The organism is Streptomyces sp. NPDC045695 (assembly GCF_056432025.1).
Genome location: NZ_JBWKJU010000004.1, coordinates 330,309 through 345,524, shown reverse-complemented (window position 1 = coordinate 345,524; position 15,216 = coordinate 330,309). Strand labels below are relative to the sequence as shown.

Sequence of the window (15,216 nt, the reverse complement as noted above, 5' to 3'; positions counted from 1 at the left end):
GGCTGGCCTGGACTGGCCGGTTAATGACCCTGAGATTCGCGCAGGCCGGTTTCCGGCGGCGCCGCTGGGTGTTTCGCGCCGATGACGAAGGAGTCGTGGGTGTTACGACGTGATGAACGCCGCGACCACCGGTCGAGGGGCCCCGGCGCTGAGCCGCCGCCCCTGTGAGAGCGGCGGCGGCTCAGCGGTGGAAAGCGAAGCCGGCCGCGGCAGTACCCGGAGTGTCCTGGCTGGGGGAGCCTGATCGGGCTTCACGGGGTTGACTGCCGCGGCCGGCGCCTGGGGGCGGCCGCGCGGGCCGTCAGACGGCCTCCGCGGCCTCGGGGAGCCGGGAGGCGAGGTGGTCGGTGAGCCGGACCACGTCGGCGACGTCGCCGTACTCACGGGCCGCGGCGTCGACGGTCTTGCGCAGCCGGGTGTTCACCCGCTCGGACCGCACCTTTCCCGCCACGTCCAGGGCTCGGTCGACGAGGACGGCGGCCTGCTCGGGCTCGCGCTGGAGCAGGTGCACGGTGGCCATGCCGATGAGGTTGAGGGCGTAGGAGCGCTGGTGCTCCTCGTCCTTCTCGAAGAGCTCGACGGCCCGTTGCATGACGGGCTCGGCGAGGGAGGCGTAGGTGGGGCTGCGGCCGGCCACGTAGGCCAGGTCCCGGTAGGAGTGGGAGTTCTCGCCGTTCAGCTCGGCCTCGGAGAAGAAGCGGATCCAGTCGGGTTCGGGCTCGCCGCCGAAGCCGGCGTCGGAGAAGGTGTCCTCGGCCATCCGCACGGCCCGCTTGCAGCGGCTGGGCTGGCCCATGTTGGCGTACGCGCGGGCCTCCATCGCATACAGCATGGCCTGGGTGCGCGGGCCGGCGCAGTCGCGGCTGCCGTACTGCGCGAGGTGGATCAGCTCCAGCGCGTCTTCGGGGCGGCCCAGGTGGATCATCTGGCGGCTCATGTTGGAGAGGATGTACGAGCCGAGCGGCTTGTCCCCGCCCTCCTTGGCGGCGTGCAGCGCGAGGACGAAGTACTTCTGCGCGGTGGGGTGCAGGCCGATGTCGTAGCTCATCCACCCGGCCAGCTCGGCCAGCTCGGCGGCGACCTTGAAGAGCCGCTTCATGACCGGGGCCGGGTGGTCCTCCTGGAGCAGGTCGGTGACCTCGTGGAGCTGGCCCACGACGGCCTTGCGCCGCAGTCCGCCCCCGCACTGGGCGTCCCACTGGCGGAACATGACGGTGGTGTCGTCGAGGAGGTCGAGCTCCGGTGCGGAGAGCCGGGGCGGGCGGTGGCCGCCGAGGGCGCCCCTCGGCCCCGGTTCCCGCGGTCCCGGGTCGGCGGCCGGGACCGGGACGAGCCAGCGCTGCATGGGCTCGATGAGGGCGGGGCCGGCGGACAGGGCGAGCGAGGTCCCGAGGAAGCCGCGGCGGGCCAGCATCAGGTCGCTGCGGGAGAACTCGCCGAGCAGTTCGACGGTCTGCGGGCCGGCCCAGGGCAGGTCGACGCCGGACACGGAGGGCGTCTGGTGGGCGGTGCGCAGGCCGAGCTGCTCGATCGCGACGACGGTGCCGAAGCGCTCGGAGAAGAGCTCGGAGAGGATGCGCGGGACGGGCTCGCGGGGCTGTTCGCCGTCGAGCCAGCGGCGCACCCGGGAAGTGTCCGTGCTGATGTGGTGGGCGCCCATCTGGCGCGCCCGGCGGTTGACCTGGCGGGCGAGTTCGCCCTTGGACCAACCGCTGCGGACGAACCAGGAGGTCAGCTGGTCATTGCGCGCAGCAGCGTCCTCGATCGTTCCGCTTGCGCCGTTGCCGCTCACTGGAACGCCCCCATCCGCTCAGCCTCTTCCTCACGAAACCCTGGCGCGTACGCCGGGCGCCGCCACGGACCTTCACAGGTCCTTCACGCATTGCCTCCGGCATACCCACGATTGAGTTTGCCTTCGGGCTTCGTGTACCGAAAGTAATCCTACGATCACCCCTGCGGCGAGGTCGATTCCACAAACGCCACCATTCGCCACCCCTTCGAATGAACTAGCCACCGGCCAGGCGCGATTCACTTGACACCAAGGTGAAACGGATCGGATGGACTGGAGTGCGCTCGGGGCGCGCGCGGCGAGGAGTGCGCCGGGCAGCCGTGCGGGGCACACCGCGGCGGACCGCCGCCGGCCGGGGGCACGTGCGGGCCGGCGCGGGGAGAGTCCGGCCGATCTCGTAACCACCGGCACGTCCGACCCGTTGGAGGGGGCATGGGCATGGGCTTCACGATCGGCGGCAGCCGCAGCACCAAGGAGTTCCGTTCCGGCGCCCGGCGCCGCGGCCGGAGCTGCGACTGCACGGCGGTGGCGGAGTACACCGGACTGTGGGGCTGGGACGTGGTGCCCGGCGCCCGCGCCGCGGCGCCCGCCCGCGACTGCTCCTGCGGGGACGCGCGGTGCCCGGCGCCCGGGGCGCATCCGCTGCCCTTCGCCCCCACGGTCAAGGCCGGGGCCACCCTGGACGAGGTCACCGAGGCCTGGTACGAGTACCCGGGCGCGGCGGTCCTGCTGCCCGTGGGCGCCGCCTTCGACGTCATCGAGGTCGCCGAGGAGGCCGGGCGCCGCGCGCTGGTACGGCTGGAGCGGATGGGTCTGCCGCTGGGCCCGGTCATCGGGACCGCGGACGGCCGGGCGCAGTTCTTCGTGGCCCCGGGCGCGGCGGCGGAACTGCCCCAGCTGCTGTACCGGATGGGCTGGGACGACGCGGACCTGGACCTGCGGGCCCTGGGCCCGGGGTCCTTCGTCACGGCCCCGCCCTCCGACCGTGCGGGGCTCGGCCGGGTGGCCTGGCTGCGGCCGCCCGCGCTCGACGCGGCCGGCGGTCCGCCGCAGGCCCGGCTGCTGCTGGGCACCCTCGCCTACCTGTGCCACCGCTTCCGCCGGTAGTCCCCCGCACATGACGGTGCCCCCGCGTTCCGGACGGAAGACGGGGGCACGGGTGTCGGCTCGGACCGCGCTCAGTCGCCGATCAGGGCGTCCACGAACGCCTCCGGCTCGAACGGGGCCAGGTCGTCCGGGCCCTCGCCCAGGCCGATGAGCTTGACCGGGACGCCCAGCTCGCGCTGGACGGCGACGACGATGCCGCCCTTGGCCGTGCCGTCGAGCTTGGTCAGCACGATGCCGGTGATGTCCACGACCTCGGCGAAGACGCGGGCCTGCGTCAGGCCGTTCTGTCCGGTGGTGGCGTCCAGGACCAGCAGGATCTCGTCCAGCGGGCCGTGCTTCTCCACGACGCGCTTGACCTTGCCGAGCTCGTCCATGAGGCCGGTCTTGGTGTGCAGGCGGCCGGCGGTGTCGATGAGCACCACGTCGGCGCCCTCGGCGATGCCCTCCTTGACCGCGTCGTAGGCGATCGAGGCCGGGTCACCGCCCTCGGGGCCGCGCACGGTGCGGGCGCCGACGCGTTCGCCCCAGGTCTGGAGCTGGTCGGCGGCGGCGGCGCGGAAGGTGTCGGCCGCGCCGAGCACCACGCTGCGGCCGTCGGCGACGAGCACGCGGGCGAGCTTGCCGGTGGTGGTGGTCTTGCCGGTGCCGTTGACTCCGACGACCATGATCACGCCGGGCGTGTCCTGGCCGCTCTCCGTCTTCACGGCGCGGTCGAAGTCGGTGCCGACCAGGGTCAGCAGTTCTTCCTTGAGCAGGGTGCGCAGCTCCGCCGGGGTGCGGGTGCCGAGCACCTTGACCCGCTCGCGGAGCCGGTCGACGAGCTCCTGGGTCGGCACGACGCCGACGTCGGCGATGAGGAGGGTCTCCTCGATCTCCTCCCAGGTGTCCTCGTCGAGGTGCTCGCGCGACAGCAGCGTGAGCAGCCCCTTGCCGAGGGAGTTCTGCGACCGGGCGAGCCGGGCGCGCAGCCGGACCAGGCGGCCGGCGGTGGGCTCGGGCACCTCGATCGCGGGCGCGGCCGGGGCGGTGTCGGCGGGCGCCGGTGCGACCGGCGCCTCCACGGGGGCCGCGGCCTCCGGGAGCGCGACCTCCTCGATCGTGCGGCGCGGCTCTTGCGCCGTCTCTACGGCGTCCTCCCCCACCTGCGGTTCGGCAGGCGGGGCAGTGATGGTCGGCGTGCTCGACGGTGCCGGGGGCAGCTGCTTCTTCTTGCGGCTGCTGACCACGAGCCCGCTGATCGCGCCGACCGCGACCAGGGCGATGACTACAGCAAGGATGAGGATGTCCATAACCCCCCCAGTATCGGCCACGGGCGGCCCGTACCCCGGACCTCGGGCGGCGAGCTCGGGACGTAGGGCTCCGTTTGTGGTTTCAGCGGGTGCTGCTCAGGGCCGCCGGCATCCTGACCCCGGGCCTGCTGTACGCCGCACTGCCGCGCACGGCGGTCCCGGGCGCGCCCGCCGCGGAAGAGGAGCACGCGCCCGCCGGGACCCTGTCCAACTGACGCTGCGTCAGCTAACGTCCCCCTTCGCCCGCCCACCCGCATCCGGCGAAGGGGGACTCCTCCATGCCCATCACCGTGGCCCGGTTCAATCTCGTCGACCCGAACGGCACCCCCGTAACCCTCTCCGCCCGCTACAGGGCGGCGCTGGAGATGGCCCGGTACGCGGACGACCGCGGGATCGACACCGTCCAGACCGAGGAGCACCACGGCACCGGCAACAACTGGCTGCCCTCCCCCTTCGCCTTCGCGGGCGCCGTCTTCGGCGCCACCCGCCGGATCGCCGTCACCGTCTCGGCGATCATCGGCCCGCTGTACGACCCGCTGAAGGTGGCCGAGGACATCGCCGTCCTCGACCTGCTGAGCGGCGGCCGCCTGGTCACCGTCGCCGGCATCGGCTACCGGCCCGAGGAGTACGAGCAGCACGGCGTGGAGTGGGGCCGGCGCGGCAGGCTCCAGGACGAGCTGCTGGGGACCCTGCTGAAGGCGTGGACCGGCGAGCCCTTCACGTTCCGCGGCCGCACGGTACGGGTCACCCCGAGGCCCTTCACCCAGCCGCACCCGCTGCTCCTGGTCGGCGGCAGCTCCGAGGCGGCGGCGCGCCGCGCGGCCCGGCTCGGGCTGCCCTTCTTCCCCAGCGCGCACCTGCCCGAGCTGGAGGCGTACTACCAGGCGAGGCTCGCCGAGTACGGCACGGAGGGCTTCTGCATGATGCCGGCGGCCGAGACCCCGCTGCTGCACATCGCCGAGGACCCGGACCGGGTCTGGGCCGAGCACGGCGAGTGCTTCCTGCACGAGGCGGCCATGTACGCCTCGTGGCAGTCCGAGGACATCCGCAGCGCCGTACGGTCGTCCGCGCGCTCGGTGGCGCAGCTGCGCGCGGAGGGTGTGTACCGGGTCCTCACCCCGGACGAGGCGGTCGCGTACGCCCGGGGCGCGGGCGAGGCGGGGAACCTGGTCCTGCACCCGCTGTGCGGCGGGATGCCCCTGGACGAGGGCTGGCGCAGCCTGCACCTGCTGTGCGAACAGGTACTGCCCCGGCTCAAGGACTGAGCCGGGGCAGTATCGAGGAGAAGGGGCGTTGGCGGGGGTGGTTACCCCATCTCCTCCAGCGCCTTGCCCTTGGTCTCCGGCACCCACTTGAGGATGAACGGGATCGAGAGCAGGGCGAAGACCGTGTAGATGACGTACGCGCCGGACAGGTTCCAGTCCGAGAGCGACGGGAACGAGACGGTGATGACCCAGTTGGCGACCCACTGGGCCGCGGCGGCGACGCCGAGCGCGGCCGCCCGGATGCGGTTGGGGAACATCTCGCCGAGCAGCACCCAGACCACCACGCCCCAGGACAGGGCGAAGAAGAGCACGAACGAGTGCGCGGCGATCAGCGCGACCGTGCCCTGGGTGTCGGGCATGTGGATGGCGTCGCCCGTGCCCTCCTTGTACGAGAACGCCCACGCGGCGAGACCGAGCGAGAGGGCCATGCCCGCGGAGCCGATGAGGGCGAGCGGCTTGCGGCCGATCCGGTCGACGAAGATCATCGCGATCACCGTGCCGACGATGTTGATGATCGACGTGGTGAAGGAGTACAGGAACGAGCTGGTCGGGTCGATGCCGACGGACTGCCACAGCGAGGAGCTGTAGTAGAAGATCACGTTGATGCCGACGAGCTGCTGGAAGACCGAGAGGCCGATGCCGATCCAGACGATGGGCAGCAGGCCGAAGCGGCCCCCGAGCAGGTCCTTGAAGGTGGACTTGTGCTCGGAGCGCATGGCCAGCTCGATCTCGGCGACGCGGCCGTCGAGGTCGGTGTGCGCGCCCTCGACCTCGCTGAGCACCTTCTTGGCGTCGTCGGTGCGGCCGACGGAGATCAGGAAGCGGGGGGACTCCGGGATGACGAAGGACATCAGCCCGTAGAGCACGGCCGGGACGACCATGACGCCGAGCATCCACTGCCAGGCCTCCAGGCCCGCGAGGGTGCCGCGCTGGTCGCCGTCGGCGAGGTTCAGGATGCCCCAGTTGACCAGCTGGGAGATGGCGATGCCGATGACGATGGCGGCCTGCTGGAAGGAGGCGAGCCGGCCGCGGTAGGCGGGCGGGGACACCTCGGCGATGTAGGCGGGGCCGATGACGGAGGCCATGCCGATGCCGAAGCCGCCGATCACCCGCCACAGGGCCAGGTCCCACAGGGCGAAGGGGAGGGCCGAGCCGACGGCACTCGCCGTGAACAGCGCGGCGGCGATCTGCATGCAGCGGATGCGGCCGATCCGGTCGGCGAGGCGGCCCGCGGTCGCCGCTCCGAGCGCGCAGCCGATCAGCGCGGCCGCGATCACCTGGGCGAGCGCCTCCGAGCCCACGTCGAAACGGTCGCGGATCGCGACGACGGCGCCGTTGATGACGGAACTGTCGTAGCCGAAGAGGAAGCCGCCCATGGCCGCGGCCGCGGTGATGAAGATGACGTGGCCGAGGTGGTCGGGCTGCGACGCGGATCGGCCGCCGGGTGCCGGCGCCTGCGCTGTACTGCTGGTCAAGGTGTGCTCCGTGGGGGGTTCGTCCGTCCTCCCAGTGGCGCACGGTTCAAGATCGGGCACCACTCGAAGACCGGGGACAGCGGAGCGAGCCTATTCGTTCATTTCCTGAAGTCAATACCTGGCGTGAACTTCACGTAACGCCTCAGGGAAGCCCCAGGCCGAGCCGCTGAATTCATTTCTTGAAGCTACCTGCGCGTTTACCCACGGAGGAGCGCGGTATGCAGCGGGCCGTCAGCGCAGCCGTTGGCTGATGACCTTCGAGACTCCGTCGCCCTGCATCGAGACGCCGTACAGCGCGTCGGCGACCTCCATCGTCCGCTTCTGGTGCGTGATGACGATCAGCTGCGAGCTCTCCTGGAGCTCCTCCATGATCCGGATCAGCCGCTGCAGGTTGGTGTCGTCCAGCGCGGCCTCGACCTCGTCCATGACGTAGAACGGGCTGGGGCGCGCCTTGAAGATGGAGACCAGAAGGGCGACCGCGGTCAGCGAGCGCTCGCCGCCGGACAGCAGCGACAGCCGCTTGACCTTCTTGCCCGGCGGGCGGGCCTCCACGTCGACGCCGGTGGTCAGCATGTGGTCGGGGTCGGTCAGGACCAGTCGGCCCTCGCCACCGGGGAACAACCGCGAGAACACGCCTTCGAACTCCCGGGCCGTGTCCCGGTACGCCTCGGTGAAGACCTGCTCGACGCGCTCGTCGACCTCCTTCACGACCTGAAGGAGGTCGGCCCGGGTCTTACGGAGGTCCTCCAGCTGCTCGCTGAGGAACTGGTGGCGCTCCTCCAGTGCGGCGAACTCCTCCAGCGCGAGCGGATTGACCTTGCCGAGCTGCTGGTAGGCCCGCTCGGCCGCCTTGAGCCGCTTCTCCTGCTGGGCCCGGACGAAGGGGCCCGGCCGGTTGCGGGGGTGCTCCGGATCCTCGGGCAGCTCCTCGCCGTCGGCGGGCGGGGACGGGGGCACCGGCTGGTCGGGGCCGTATTCGGCGACGAGCCCAGCTGCCTCCATGCCGAACTCCTCCAGCGCCTTGGCCTCCAGTGCCTCGATGCGCAGCCGCTGCTCGGCGCCGAGCACCTCGCCGCGGTGGACGGAGTCGGTGAGCTTGTCGAGCTCCCCCTTCAGCTCGCGCCCGTGGTTGCGCGCCTCACCGAGCTCCCGCTCGCGCAGGCCCTTGGCGTGTTCGGCCTGGGCGCGCTCCTCCTCGGCCCTGCGGAGCGAGACCTCCACGTGCGCGAGGAGCTGCCGGGAGCCGTCGGCCACCGCCCGGGCCACCTGCGCCTCGTGCCGCAGCCGTGCCCGGCGGCGCTCGGCGCGGGCGCGGGCCTCGCGCTCGGCCCTGGCCGCGCGGTCCAGGGAATCCGCCCGTCCGGCCAGCCCCTTGACCCGCTCCTCGTGGGTCCTGAGCTGGAGCCGGGCCTCCATCTCGGTCTGCCGGGCGTTGGCCCCGTCCGCCGCGAGCCGGTCCCGCCGGGAGCTGTCCGGCTCCTCCTCGGCCGGCATCTCCTCGGCGGTGGCGAGCCGCGCCGCGCACTCCTCTACGTCGGCCAGCGCCTGCTCCAGCGCGCCCTGCGCCTTGGCCGCGGCGGCGGCACTGCGCTCGGCTTCGCCGGCGGCCCCCTTCGCCTGCCCGGCGAGCCGCCCGAGCTGCTGGGCGACCCCGGCCCGGGCCTGTTCCGCGGCCCGGCGCCGCTCGCCGAGCTCCTCCACCCGGGTGGCCGCGTCCTGACGCCGCGTCTGGGCGGCCGCCTGGGCCTCGCCGAGCTCCTGGCAGCGCACGCCCAGCCGGGCGAGCTCCTGCGCCGCCTCGTCGACGGCGGCCTGCACCTCGATCAGGCTGGGCGCGCCCGCGGAGCCGCCGTGCGCGAGGTGCGCGCCGAGCACGTCCCCCTCCAGGGTCACGGCCACCACGTCGGGCCGCCGCGAGACGAGTGCCCCGGCCGCGTCGAGGCTGGGCACCACGACGTAGTCCCGCAGCACCCAGCTGACGGCGCGCAACGCCTCGGCGTCGCCGCCGATCAGCGTGGCGGCGGGCACGCCGGTCGCTTCGGCCGCGCCCCCAGTGCCGGGGCTCCGCCCCGGGCCCCGCTCCTCAAACACCGGAGGGGCTGGATGGTGCGCAGCCCGGTCCCCGGGAGCGGCCGGGGCCACCGCCGCGGCCGACGGCACAGGCCCCGAGCCCTGACCCGGCACGACAGCCGGACCGCCGGGATCACCGGCCCGGCCCGGCAGGGCAGCTGACGCGGCGGATTCCGAGGCCTGGCCCGACGGGGCAGACGGATCAGCGAGCTCCGAAGCCCGGCCTGACAAGACAGCCGGACCGGCGGCGTCCGAGGGGTGGCCTGACAAGACAGACGGACCGGCGGAGCCCGAAGTCTGGTTCGGCAGGGCCGACCCGGTGCCGTTCGCGGGCCGGCCCGGTAGGGAGGGCGGGGTGATCAGGAAGGTGGCGCGGCCGGCGTCCGTGGTGCGCAGGTGGCGGATCGCCTGGGCCGCGGCCTCCGGGGAGGTCACCGCCAGGGCGTCCGCCGCCGAGCCCAGCGCCGCGGCCACGGCCGCCTCGTAGCCCGGCGTCACCGAGAGCCGTTCCGCCGCCGGTCCCAGCAGCCCCGCCAGCCGCTCCCGCGCCGCGAGCAGCGCCCCCGTACCGTCCTTGCGGCGCAGCCCCAACGCCAGTGCGTCCCGCCGCGCCGACACCGCCGCCCGCGAGCGCTCGGCCGCGGACAGGGCGTCCCGCGCGGCCGACAGCCCCGCCTCCGCCGCCGTCAGCTCCGCCCGCGCGGCCTCGTGGTCGGCGTCCGCCGACGGGTCGTCGAGCCCGCCGACCTCCTCGGCCAGCGCCTCGTACTCCGCCTGCGCGGCGGCGGCCCGCACCTGCGCCTCGTCGCGCGCCGCGACGAGACGGTCGATCTCGGCCTGCGCCGCCCCCGCCCGGGAACGGGCCGCGCCGAGCCGGCCCGTCAGCCGGGCCAGTCCCTCGCGCCGGTCGGCGATGGCCCGGGCGGCGTCCCGCAGCCGCCGCTCCTCCTCGGTGAGCGCCCGCTCCAGCTCGGCCCGGTGCGCGGAGGTGTCCTCCAGGGCGTGCGAGGCCGCCTCCAGGGCCGCGGTCAGCTCCGCCTCCTGCTCGCGGATCCGCTCGGCCTCCCGCTCCATGTCCTCGGGATCACGGCCGCGCCGCTCCTCCTCCACCGGGGCCGTCGCGCTCTTGACCCGCGCGTCCGCCAGGGACGCGGTCCCCCGTACCCGCTCGGCCAGCTGCGACAGCTCGTACCAGGTCTGCTGCGCCCGCTGCAGTCGCGGCGCGAGCTCCCGTACCGCTTCCTCCAGCTCCGCCTCGCGCCGCAGCGCGCCCGCGAGCTGGGCCTCGGCGGCCTCCTTGCGCTCCTTCAGTGCCGCCTCGTCCGCGATCTCCGCGTCGAGCGCGCGCCGCAGCACCACCAGGTCGTCCGCGAGCAGCCGCAACCGGGCGTCGCGCAGGTCCGCCTGGATCACGGCGGCCCGCCGGGCGACCGCCGCCTGCCGGCCCAGGGGCTTGAGCTGGCGCCGCAGCTCGTCGCCCAGGTCCTGCACGCGCGCCAGGTTGGCCTGCATCGCGTCCAGCTTCCGCAGCGCCTTCTCCTTGCGCTTGCGGTGCTTCAGGACGCCCGCCGCCTCCTCGATGAAGGCGCGGCGCCCCATCGGGTCGGCGTGCAGTACGGAGTCCAGCTGGCCCTGGCCGACGATGACGTGCATCTCGCGGCCGATGCCGGAGTCGGAGAGCAGGTCCTGGATGTCGAGCAGGCGGCAGGTGTCACCGTTGATCTGGTACTCGCTGCTGCCGCCGCGGAACATGATCCGGGTGATGGTGACTTCGGCGTAGTCGATGGGCAGCGCGCCGTCGGAGTTGTCGATCGTCAGGGACACCTCCGCGCGCCCGAGCGGTGGCCGCCCGGTGGTCCCGGCGAAGATGACGTCTTCCATCTTCCCGCCGCGCAGGGATTTGGCGCCTTGTTCGCCCATGACCCAGGACAGCGCGTCCACCACGTTGGACTTGCCGGAGCCGTTCGGACCGACCACGCAGGTGACGCCGGGTTCGAAGCGCAGGGTGGTGGCGGAAGCAAAGGATTTGAATCCGCGCAGGGTCAGGGACTTGAGGTGCACGCCGCCGGACTCTACCTTTCGCGTCCGGTTTCACCCATGAAGGTGCAGGGCACAAGTGACGCTGAAGGAGCCAGGCCCCCCACCTGGCCCTCTGGTACCAGGACAGGACCTGCGGCCGGAAGATGGCCGGAGGAAGGGTCGGCGGAAAGAAAGAAGGGACGCCGGAGCGTCCCTTGCAGATCAAGCGGGGCTGGATTCGAGCGACGATGGATCAGGTGAGCGCAGGCTCCGCCTGGGGTACGTCGATGTCGATGCTGTCCAGCAGCGAGTCTCCGTCGTGCTGAGCGGCGGCCGCGTTCAGCGCGTCATTTTCGGACTGAATCCGTACGAGCTCGGACTCAAGGTCCTGGACGCGCTGCTGAAGCCGTCGCATCTCGGCGAGGAGTCGCGGATCGGAACCGCCGACGTAACCGAGAAGCGCCTTTGCCATGATGGATGGTCCTCCACACTGAGTGACCGACCGAAGCGGTGTGGGTCGTGAGGGAATCGCACCCGCGGATGTCCGACAGCGACTGACAGTCACTGCGCTTACTACTGCCAACACTGTCAAACAGCTCAGGTGCGCGGGGCTTCCAGCGTCTCACCAAAAAGTTTGACGGTCAACACGATCACGCCCCGTATCGGCGGGCGCCCCGGCCCTCGCAGCGGGCGTGGAGATCATCCTCATCTCCGAGCCTTCCACGAATCCTCCGCGTCGGCAACGTGTCGACGACGAATGCCCAGTTCCGACCGTGTGCAGGCGGGCGAGAGGTGTGATGAGTCCATGATCAGTCGATCCCTCACCGCATCGCGAACCCGTCGTAGCCACCGCGCGGTGTGCCCCAGATCTCTGTCACCCCGTCCACCCTGCCGGGCGTGTCGGCGGACCGCAGCCAGTCGAGCAGCCGGTGGCAATTCTCACGTTGACCTTCGGCCACCACCTGCACTCGCCCGTCGTCGAGGTTGAGCGCGAAGCCCACGACTCCCCCGATCTCCAGAGCGTTCTCCCTGGTGAACCATCGGAAGCCCACTCCTTGTACACGGCCGCGCACCCAGGCGGTCAGGCGGACATCTTCATTCATGCGTGAACGCTAACCGCGCAAACACTTCCGGCACACATCGCCCTCTGGCCCCATGGCGTACAGTCGCGCACCAATGAACTCACCCATTTGGGTGAGTAAGGGATGATCTTGATCCGGCAAGGAAGGCACGACACCGATGGGACGCCACCGACTCCCCGCCGCGCCGCGCCGCGGCGGCAAGCACGGCACCGCCCTGCGCACCGGCCTGCTGGGCGTCTCGGTGGCCGTGGCCCTCGGCACCGCGGCCGTCACCACCGGCATGGTGCCGGTGGGCGGCTCGTTCCCCTATGTGGGCGTCGACGCCCACGACGCGGGCCGTGCGACCGAGGCCGCGGCGAAGCCCTCGCCCCGCCCCGCCAGCACGCCTGAGCAGCAGGGCGGCCTCGCGAACCTGTCCGGCCGCGCCTCCACGGGTACGGGCGCGGGCTCCGCGTCCCCGTCGGCCTCCCCGACGCCCTCCGCGTCCGCCTCGCCGAGCCCGAGCCCGAGCCCCTCCGCGTCCGCCTCGCCGAGCGCCCCGCCCTCGGCCAAGCCCGCGCCTTCCACCAAGGCCCCGCAGAGGCCGGCCCCGGCCCCGGTCCCGGTACCGGTCGCCTCGGCGGTGACCCCCGTGGTCCCGCCGGCCGGTGACGGCCACTCCGCGGAGGAAGCCGCGGTACTCGCCCTGGTGAACCAGGAGCGCGCCCAGGCCGGCTGCGGGCCGGTCCGGGCCAACCCGCCGCTCGCCGCGCTGGCCGGAGCCTTCAGCAAGGACATGGCCGTCCGGGGCTTCTTCAGCCACACCGACCCCGACGGCAACAGCCCCTGGGACCGCGCCACCAACGCCGGCCTCTCGGGCCTCGGCGGCGAGAACATAGCCCGCGGCCAAGGCGACGCCGAGGCCGTCATGAAGGCCTGGATGAACAGCCCGGGCCACAAGGCGAACATCCTCAACTGCGAGTTCCGCACCCTGGGCGTCGGCGCCCACTTCGCCGCCGGCGGCCCCTGGTGGACCCAGGACTTCGGCTTCTGACCCCCTGCACCGGGCCCCGGCAGGGCCCGGCCAGAGCTCTGACGGAACCTACGCCGCCAGGGCCGCGCGGCCCGCGATGACGATGCGGGTCTGCTCGGCCACCCGGCGGCCCAGGTGCTCCGCGGTCGCGATGTCGGCCTTGTGGACGGCGTCCGCACCCTCGTCGGCGTTGGACTGCGCGGCCGCGCCGGAGAAGAAGCCGAGGCGGTTCAGGTCGTTCTCGGAGGCAGTGCTGGCGTTCCAGCCCGGCTTCAGACCCAGGTTGACCCAGCTCATGCCGTGCTGCGCGGCCAGCGTCTGGAAGTACTGCAGGGTGTGCAGCTTGTCGCCGCTCTTGGACGAGGAGTTCGTGAAGCCGGCGGCCACCTTGTCCTGCCAGGCGTCGGCGAACCAGCGCTTCGAGGTGGCCTCGGCGAAGACGTGGAAGGCGCCGGAAGCGGTGCCCATGTAGGTCGGGGAGCCGAAGACGATCGCGTCGGAGGAGTCGAGCAGCTCCCACTGCGCGTCGTCGATCTCGTCGACCTTGATCAGGTGGACGGTCGCTCCGGCGTCCAGGGCGCCGCCCCGGACCGCTTCGGCGATGACCGCGGTGTGGCCGTATCCGGAGTGGTAGGCGATCGAGACGACGGGGGTGTGCGTGATACCGGACAAGGCTGATCTCTCCCTCGGGTGAACTCTCGCCGCAGCACGGAACGAGGTGCGACGAGAGAAAGAGAAGCACTAACTTTTAGAAAGCGCAAGCTGCAAGTTAGCGCTGCCGGGGAGTACGCTTGAGGCATGGAGACCCCTGCCTGTACCGAAGCGGCCGCATCCGACCTGCCGTTCGACGTGTTCGCGCGCAGTTGCCCCTCCCGGGAGACGCTGGAGCACGTCACGGGACGCTGGGGCAGCCTGACCGTGGGCGCGCTGCGCGAAGGCTCGTGCCGCTTCAACGAGCTGCGCCGCCGGGTGGAGGGCGTCAGCGAGAAGATGCTCTCCCAGACCCTGCACGCGCTGGAGCGCGACGGCATCGTCCACCGCGAGGCGCAGCCGACGAACCCGCCGCGCGTCGACTACGAACTGACCCCGCTCGGCCTGGAGGTCGCGGACCGGCTGCTCGCGCTCATCCACTGCCTGGAGGGGAACATGCCGGCGGTGCTGAGCGCCCGGGAGACCTACGACGGGACGCGCGGCGGCCGCTGACAGCGCGGGCAGAAATAGCTCGACCTGTTCATCCACGGCCGGCGCCGCATCGGCGTACCGCAGCGCCGGCAGGGCTCGTCCTCGCGCCCGTAGGCGTCGAGCGAGCGGTCGAAGTACCCGGACTCCCCGTTGACGTTCACGTACAGGCTGTCGAAGCTGGTGCCCCCGACGGCGAGCGCCGCGTTCATGACGTCCCGGACATGGCCGAGGAGTTCGGCGCTCCGGGGGCGCGTGAGCGTGGCCGTGGGGCGCTCGTAGTGCAGCCGGGCGCGCCACAGCGCCTCGTCCGCGTAGATGTTGCCGACACCGCTGATCAGCGACTGGTCCAGCAGGGCACGCTTGACGGTGCTCCGCTTGGCGCGCAGCGCGAGGTGGTAGGCCACCTCGTCGAACAGCGGGTCCAGGGGGTCGCGCGCGATGTGCGCGATGACGTCGGGCAGTCCCTCGGGGGTGTTCTCGTGCAAGGAGAGACCGCCGAAGGTCCGCTGGTCCACGAAGCGCAGCTCCGTCCCGGCCGCGTCGTCGAACCGCACCCGGATGCGCAGGTGCTTCTCGTCCGGGGCGTCCTGCGGCTGCACGAGCAGCTGTCCGCTCATGCCCAGGTGGCCGAGCACGGACAGGTCCGGCCCTTCCAGGGGCAGCCACAGGTATTTGCCGCGCCGCTGCGGCACGCCGATGGTCTCCCCGCGCAGCCGCGCCGCGAAGTCGGCCCCGCCGCCCGGGTGACGCCGTACGGCTCGCGGATGCAGGACCTCCACGGCCTCGACGGTCCGCCCGGCCACCCAGCGCTCCAGCCCCCGCCGCACGACTTCGACTTCGGGCAGCTCGGGCACGGGGAACCTCCGGTGGGGGTGCGGATCGGACGTGGACCGGACAGGGACCGGACGCGGGCGGAAAGCCGGCCG

The 15,216-nt window shown here is 72.5% G+C and carries 13 protein-coding genes; 5 read left to right on the top strand and 8 right to left on the bottom strand.

The window, feature by feature from the left end; all coding sequences use genetic code 11:
• Window positions 1-301 precede the first annotated feature (301 nt).
• The gene (nsdA, locus tag AC07DU_RS10485) at window positions 302-1,792 is read right to left on the bottom strand and encodes a transcriptional repressor NsdA (RefSeq protein ID WP_360894543.1); all 1,491 of its coding nucleotides are present in this window, start codon (window positions 1,790-1,792) and stop codon (window positions 302-304) included.
• Between the two features lie 435 nt (window positions 1,793-2,227).
• On the opposite strand from nsdA, the gene AC07DU_RS10480 reads away from it, so the two are divergent.
• On the top strand, window positions 2,228-2,896 hold the full coding sequence (locus AC07DU_RS10480; RefSeq protein WP_479030732.1) for a bifunctional DNA primase/polymerase: 669 nt from the start codon (window positions 2,228-2,230) through the stop codon (window positions 2,894-2,896).
• Window positions 2,897-2,967: 71 nt separating this feature from the next.
• Here AC07DU_RS10480 and ftsY read toward each other — a convergent pair whose 3' ends face one another.
• Window positions 2,968-4,185, bottom strand: coding sequence for a signal recognition particle-docking protein FtsY (gene ftsY, locus AC07DU_RS10475; protein ID WP_366864893.1), 1,218 nt, complete (start codon window positions 4,183-4,185; stop codon window positions 2,968-2,970).
• Window positions 4,186-4,274: 89 nt separating this feature from the next.
• Here ftsY and AC07DU_RS10470 point away from each other — a divergent pair, with 89 nt between their 5' ends.
• On the top strand, window positions 4,275-4,400 hold the full coding sequence (locus tag AC07DU_RS10470) for a hypothetical protein (RefSeq protein WP_479110663.1): 126 nt from the start codon (window positions 4,275-4,277) through the stop codon (window positions 4,398-4,400).
• 63 nt (window positions 4,401-4,463) lie between these two features.
• A complete protein-coding gene (locus AC07DU_RS10465; protein ID WP_479110661.1) occupies window positions 4,464-5,450 on the top strand; it encodes an LLM class flavin-dependent oxidoreductase in 987 nt (328 codons plus the stop codon).
• A 41-nt stretch (window positions 5,451-5,491) separates the two neighbouring features.
• Here the strand turns inward: AC07DU_RS10465 and AC07DU_RS10460 are convergent, their stop codons facing one another.
• The 4 genes from AC07DU_RS10460 to AC07DU_RS10445 all read right to left on the bottom strand — a co-directional run bounded on the left by AC07DU_RS10460 (window position 5,492) and on the right by AC07DU_RS10445 (window position 12,117).
• On the bottom strand, window positions 5,492-6,925 hold the full coding sequence (locus tag AC07DU_RS10460; RefSeq protein ID WP_366864896.1) for a sugar porter family MFS transporter: 1,434 nt from the start codon (window positions 6,923-6,925) through the stop codon (window positions 5,492-5,494).
• A 231-nt stretch (window positions 6,926-7,156) separates the two neighbouring features.
• Window positions 7,157-11,056, bottom strand: a complete 3,900-nt coding sequence (locus tag AC07DU_RS10455; protein WP_479110659.1) for an AAA family ATPase — start codon at window positions 11,054-11,056, stop codon at window positions 7,157-7,159.
• 211 nt (window positions 11,057-11,267) lie between these two features.
• The gene (locus AC07DU_RS10450) at window positions 11,268-11,486 is read right to left on the bottom strand and encodes a hypothetical protein (RefSeq protein WP_030032603.1); all 219 of its coding nucleotides are present in this window, start codon (window positions 11,484-11,486) and stop codon (window positions 11,268-11,270) included.
• Between the two features lie 349 nt (window positions 11,487-11,835).
• Window positions 11,836-12,117, bottom strand: coding sequence for an acylphosphatase (locus tag AC07DU_RS10445; RefSeq protein ID WP_453371994.1), 282 nt, complete (start codon window positions 12,115-12,117; stop codon window positions 11,836-11,838).
• 136 nt (window positions 12,118-12,253) lie between these two features.
• Here AC07DU_RS10445 and AC07DU_RS10440 point away from each other — a divergent pair, with 136 nt between their 5' ends.
• Complete coding sequence (locus AC07DU_RS10440; RefSeq protein ID WP_479110657.1) at window positions 12,254-13,129, top strand: CAP domain-containing protein; 876 nt, start codon at window positions 12,254-12,256, stop codon at window positions 13,127-13,129.
• A gap of 48 nt (window positions 13,130-13,177) precedes the next feature.
• On the opposite strand, the gene AC07DU_RS10435 is transcribed toward AC07DU_RS10440, so the two are convergent.
• Window positions 13,178-13,771 carry a flavodoxin family protein gene (locus tag AC07DU_RS10435; protein ID WP_479110755.1) on the bottom strand — a complete coding sequence of 198 codons (594 nt, stop codon included), beginning with the start codon at window positions 13,769-13,771 and terminating at the stop codon, window positions 13,178-13,180.
• Between the two features lie 135 nt (window positions 13,772-13,906).
• Here AC07DU_RS10435 and AC07DU_RS10430 point away from each other — a divergent pair, with 135 nt between their 5' ends.
• A complete protein-coding gene (locus AC07DU_RS10430; protein WP_360894570.1) occupies window positions 13,907-14,311 on the top strand; it encodes a winged helix-turn-helix transcriptional regulator in 405 nt (134 codons plus the stop codon).
• On the opposite strand, the gene mutM is transcribed toward AC07DU_RS10430, so the two are convergent.
• Complete coding sequence (gene mutM / locus AC07DU_RS10425; RefSeq protein WP_479030747.1) at window positions 14,284-15,144, bottom strand: bifunctional DNA-formamidopyrimidine glycosylase/DNA-(apurinic or apyrimidinic site) lyase; 861 nt, start codon at window positions 15,142-15,144, stop codon at window positions 14,284-14,286. The genes AC07DU_RS10430 and mutM overlap by 28 nt on opposite strands.
• Between the last annotated feature and the right edge of the window lie 72 nt (window positions 15,145-15,216).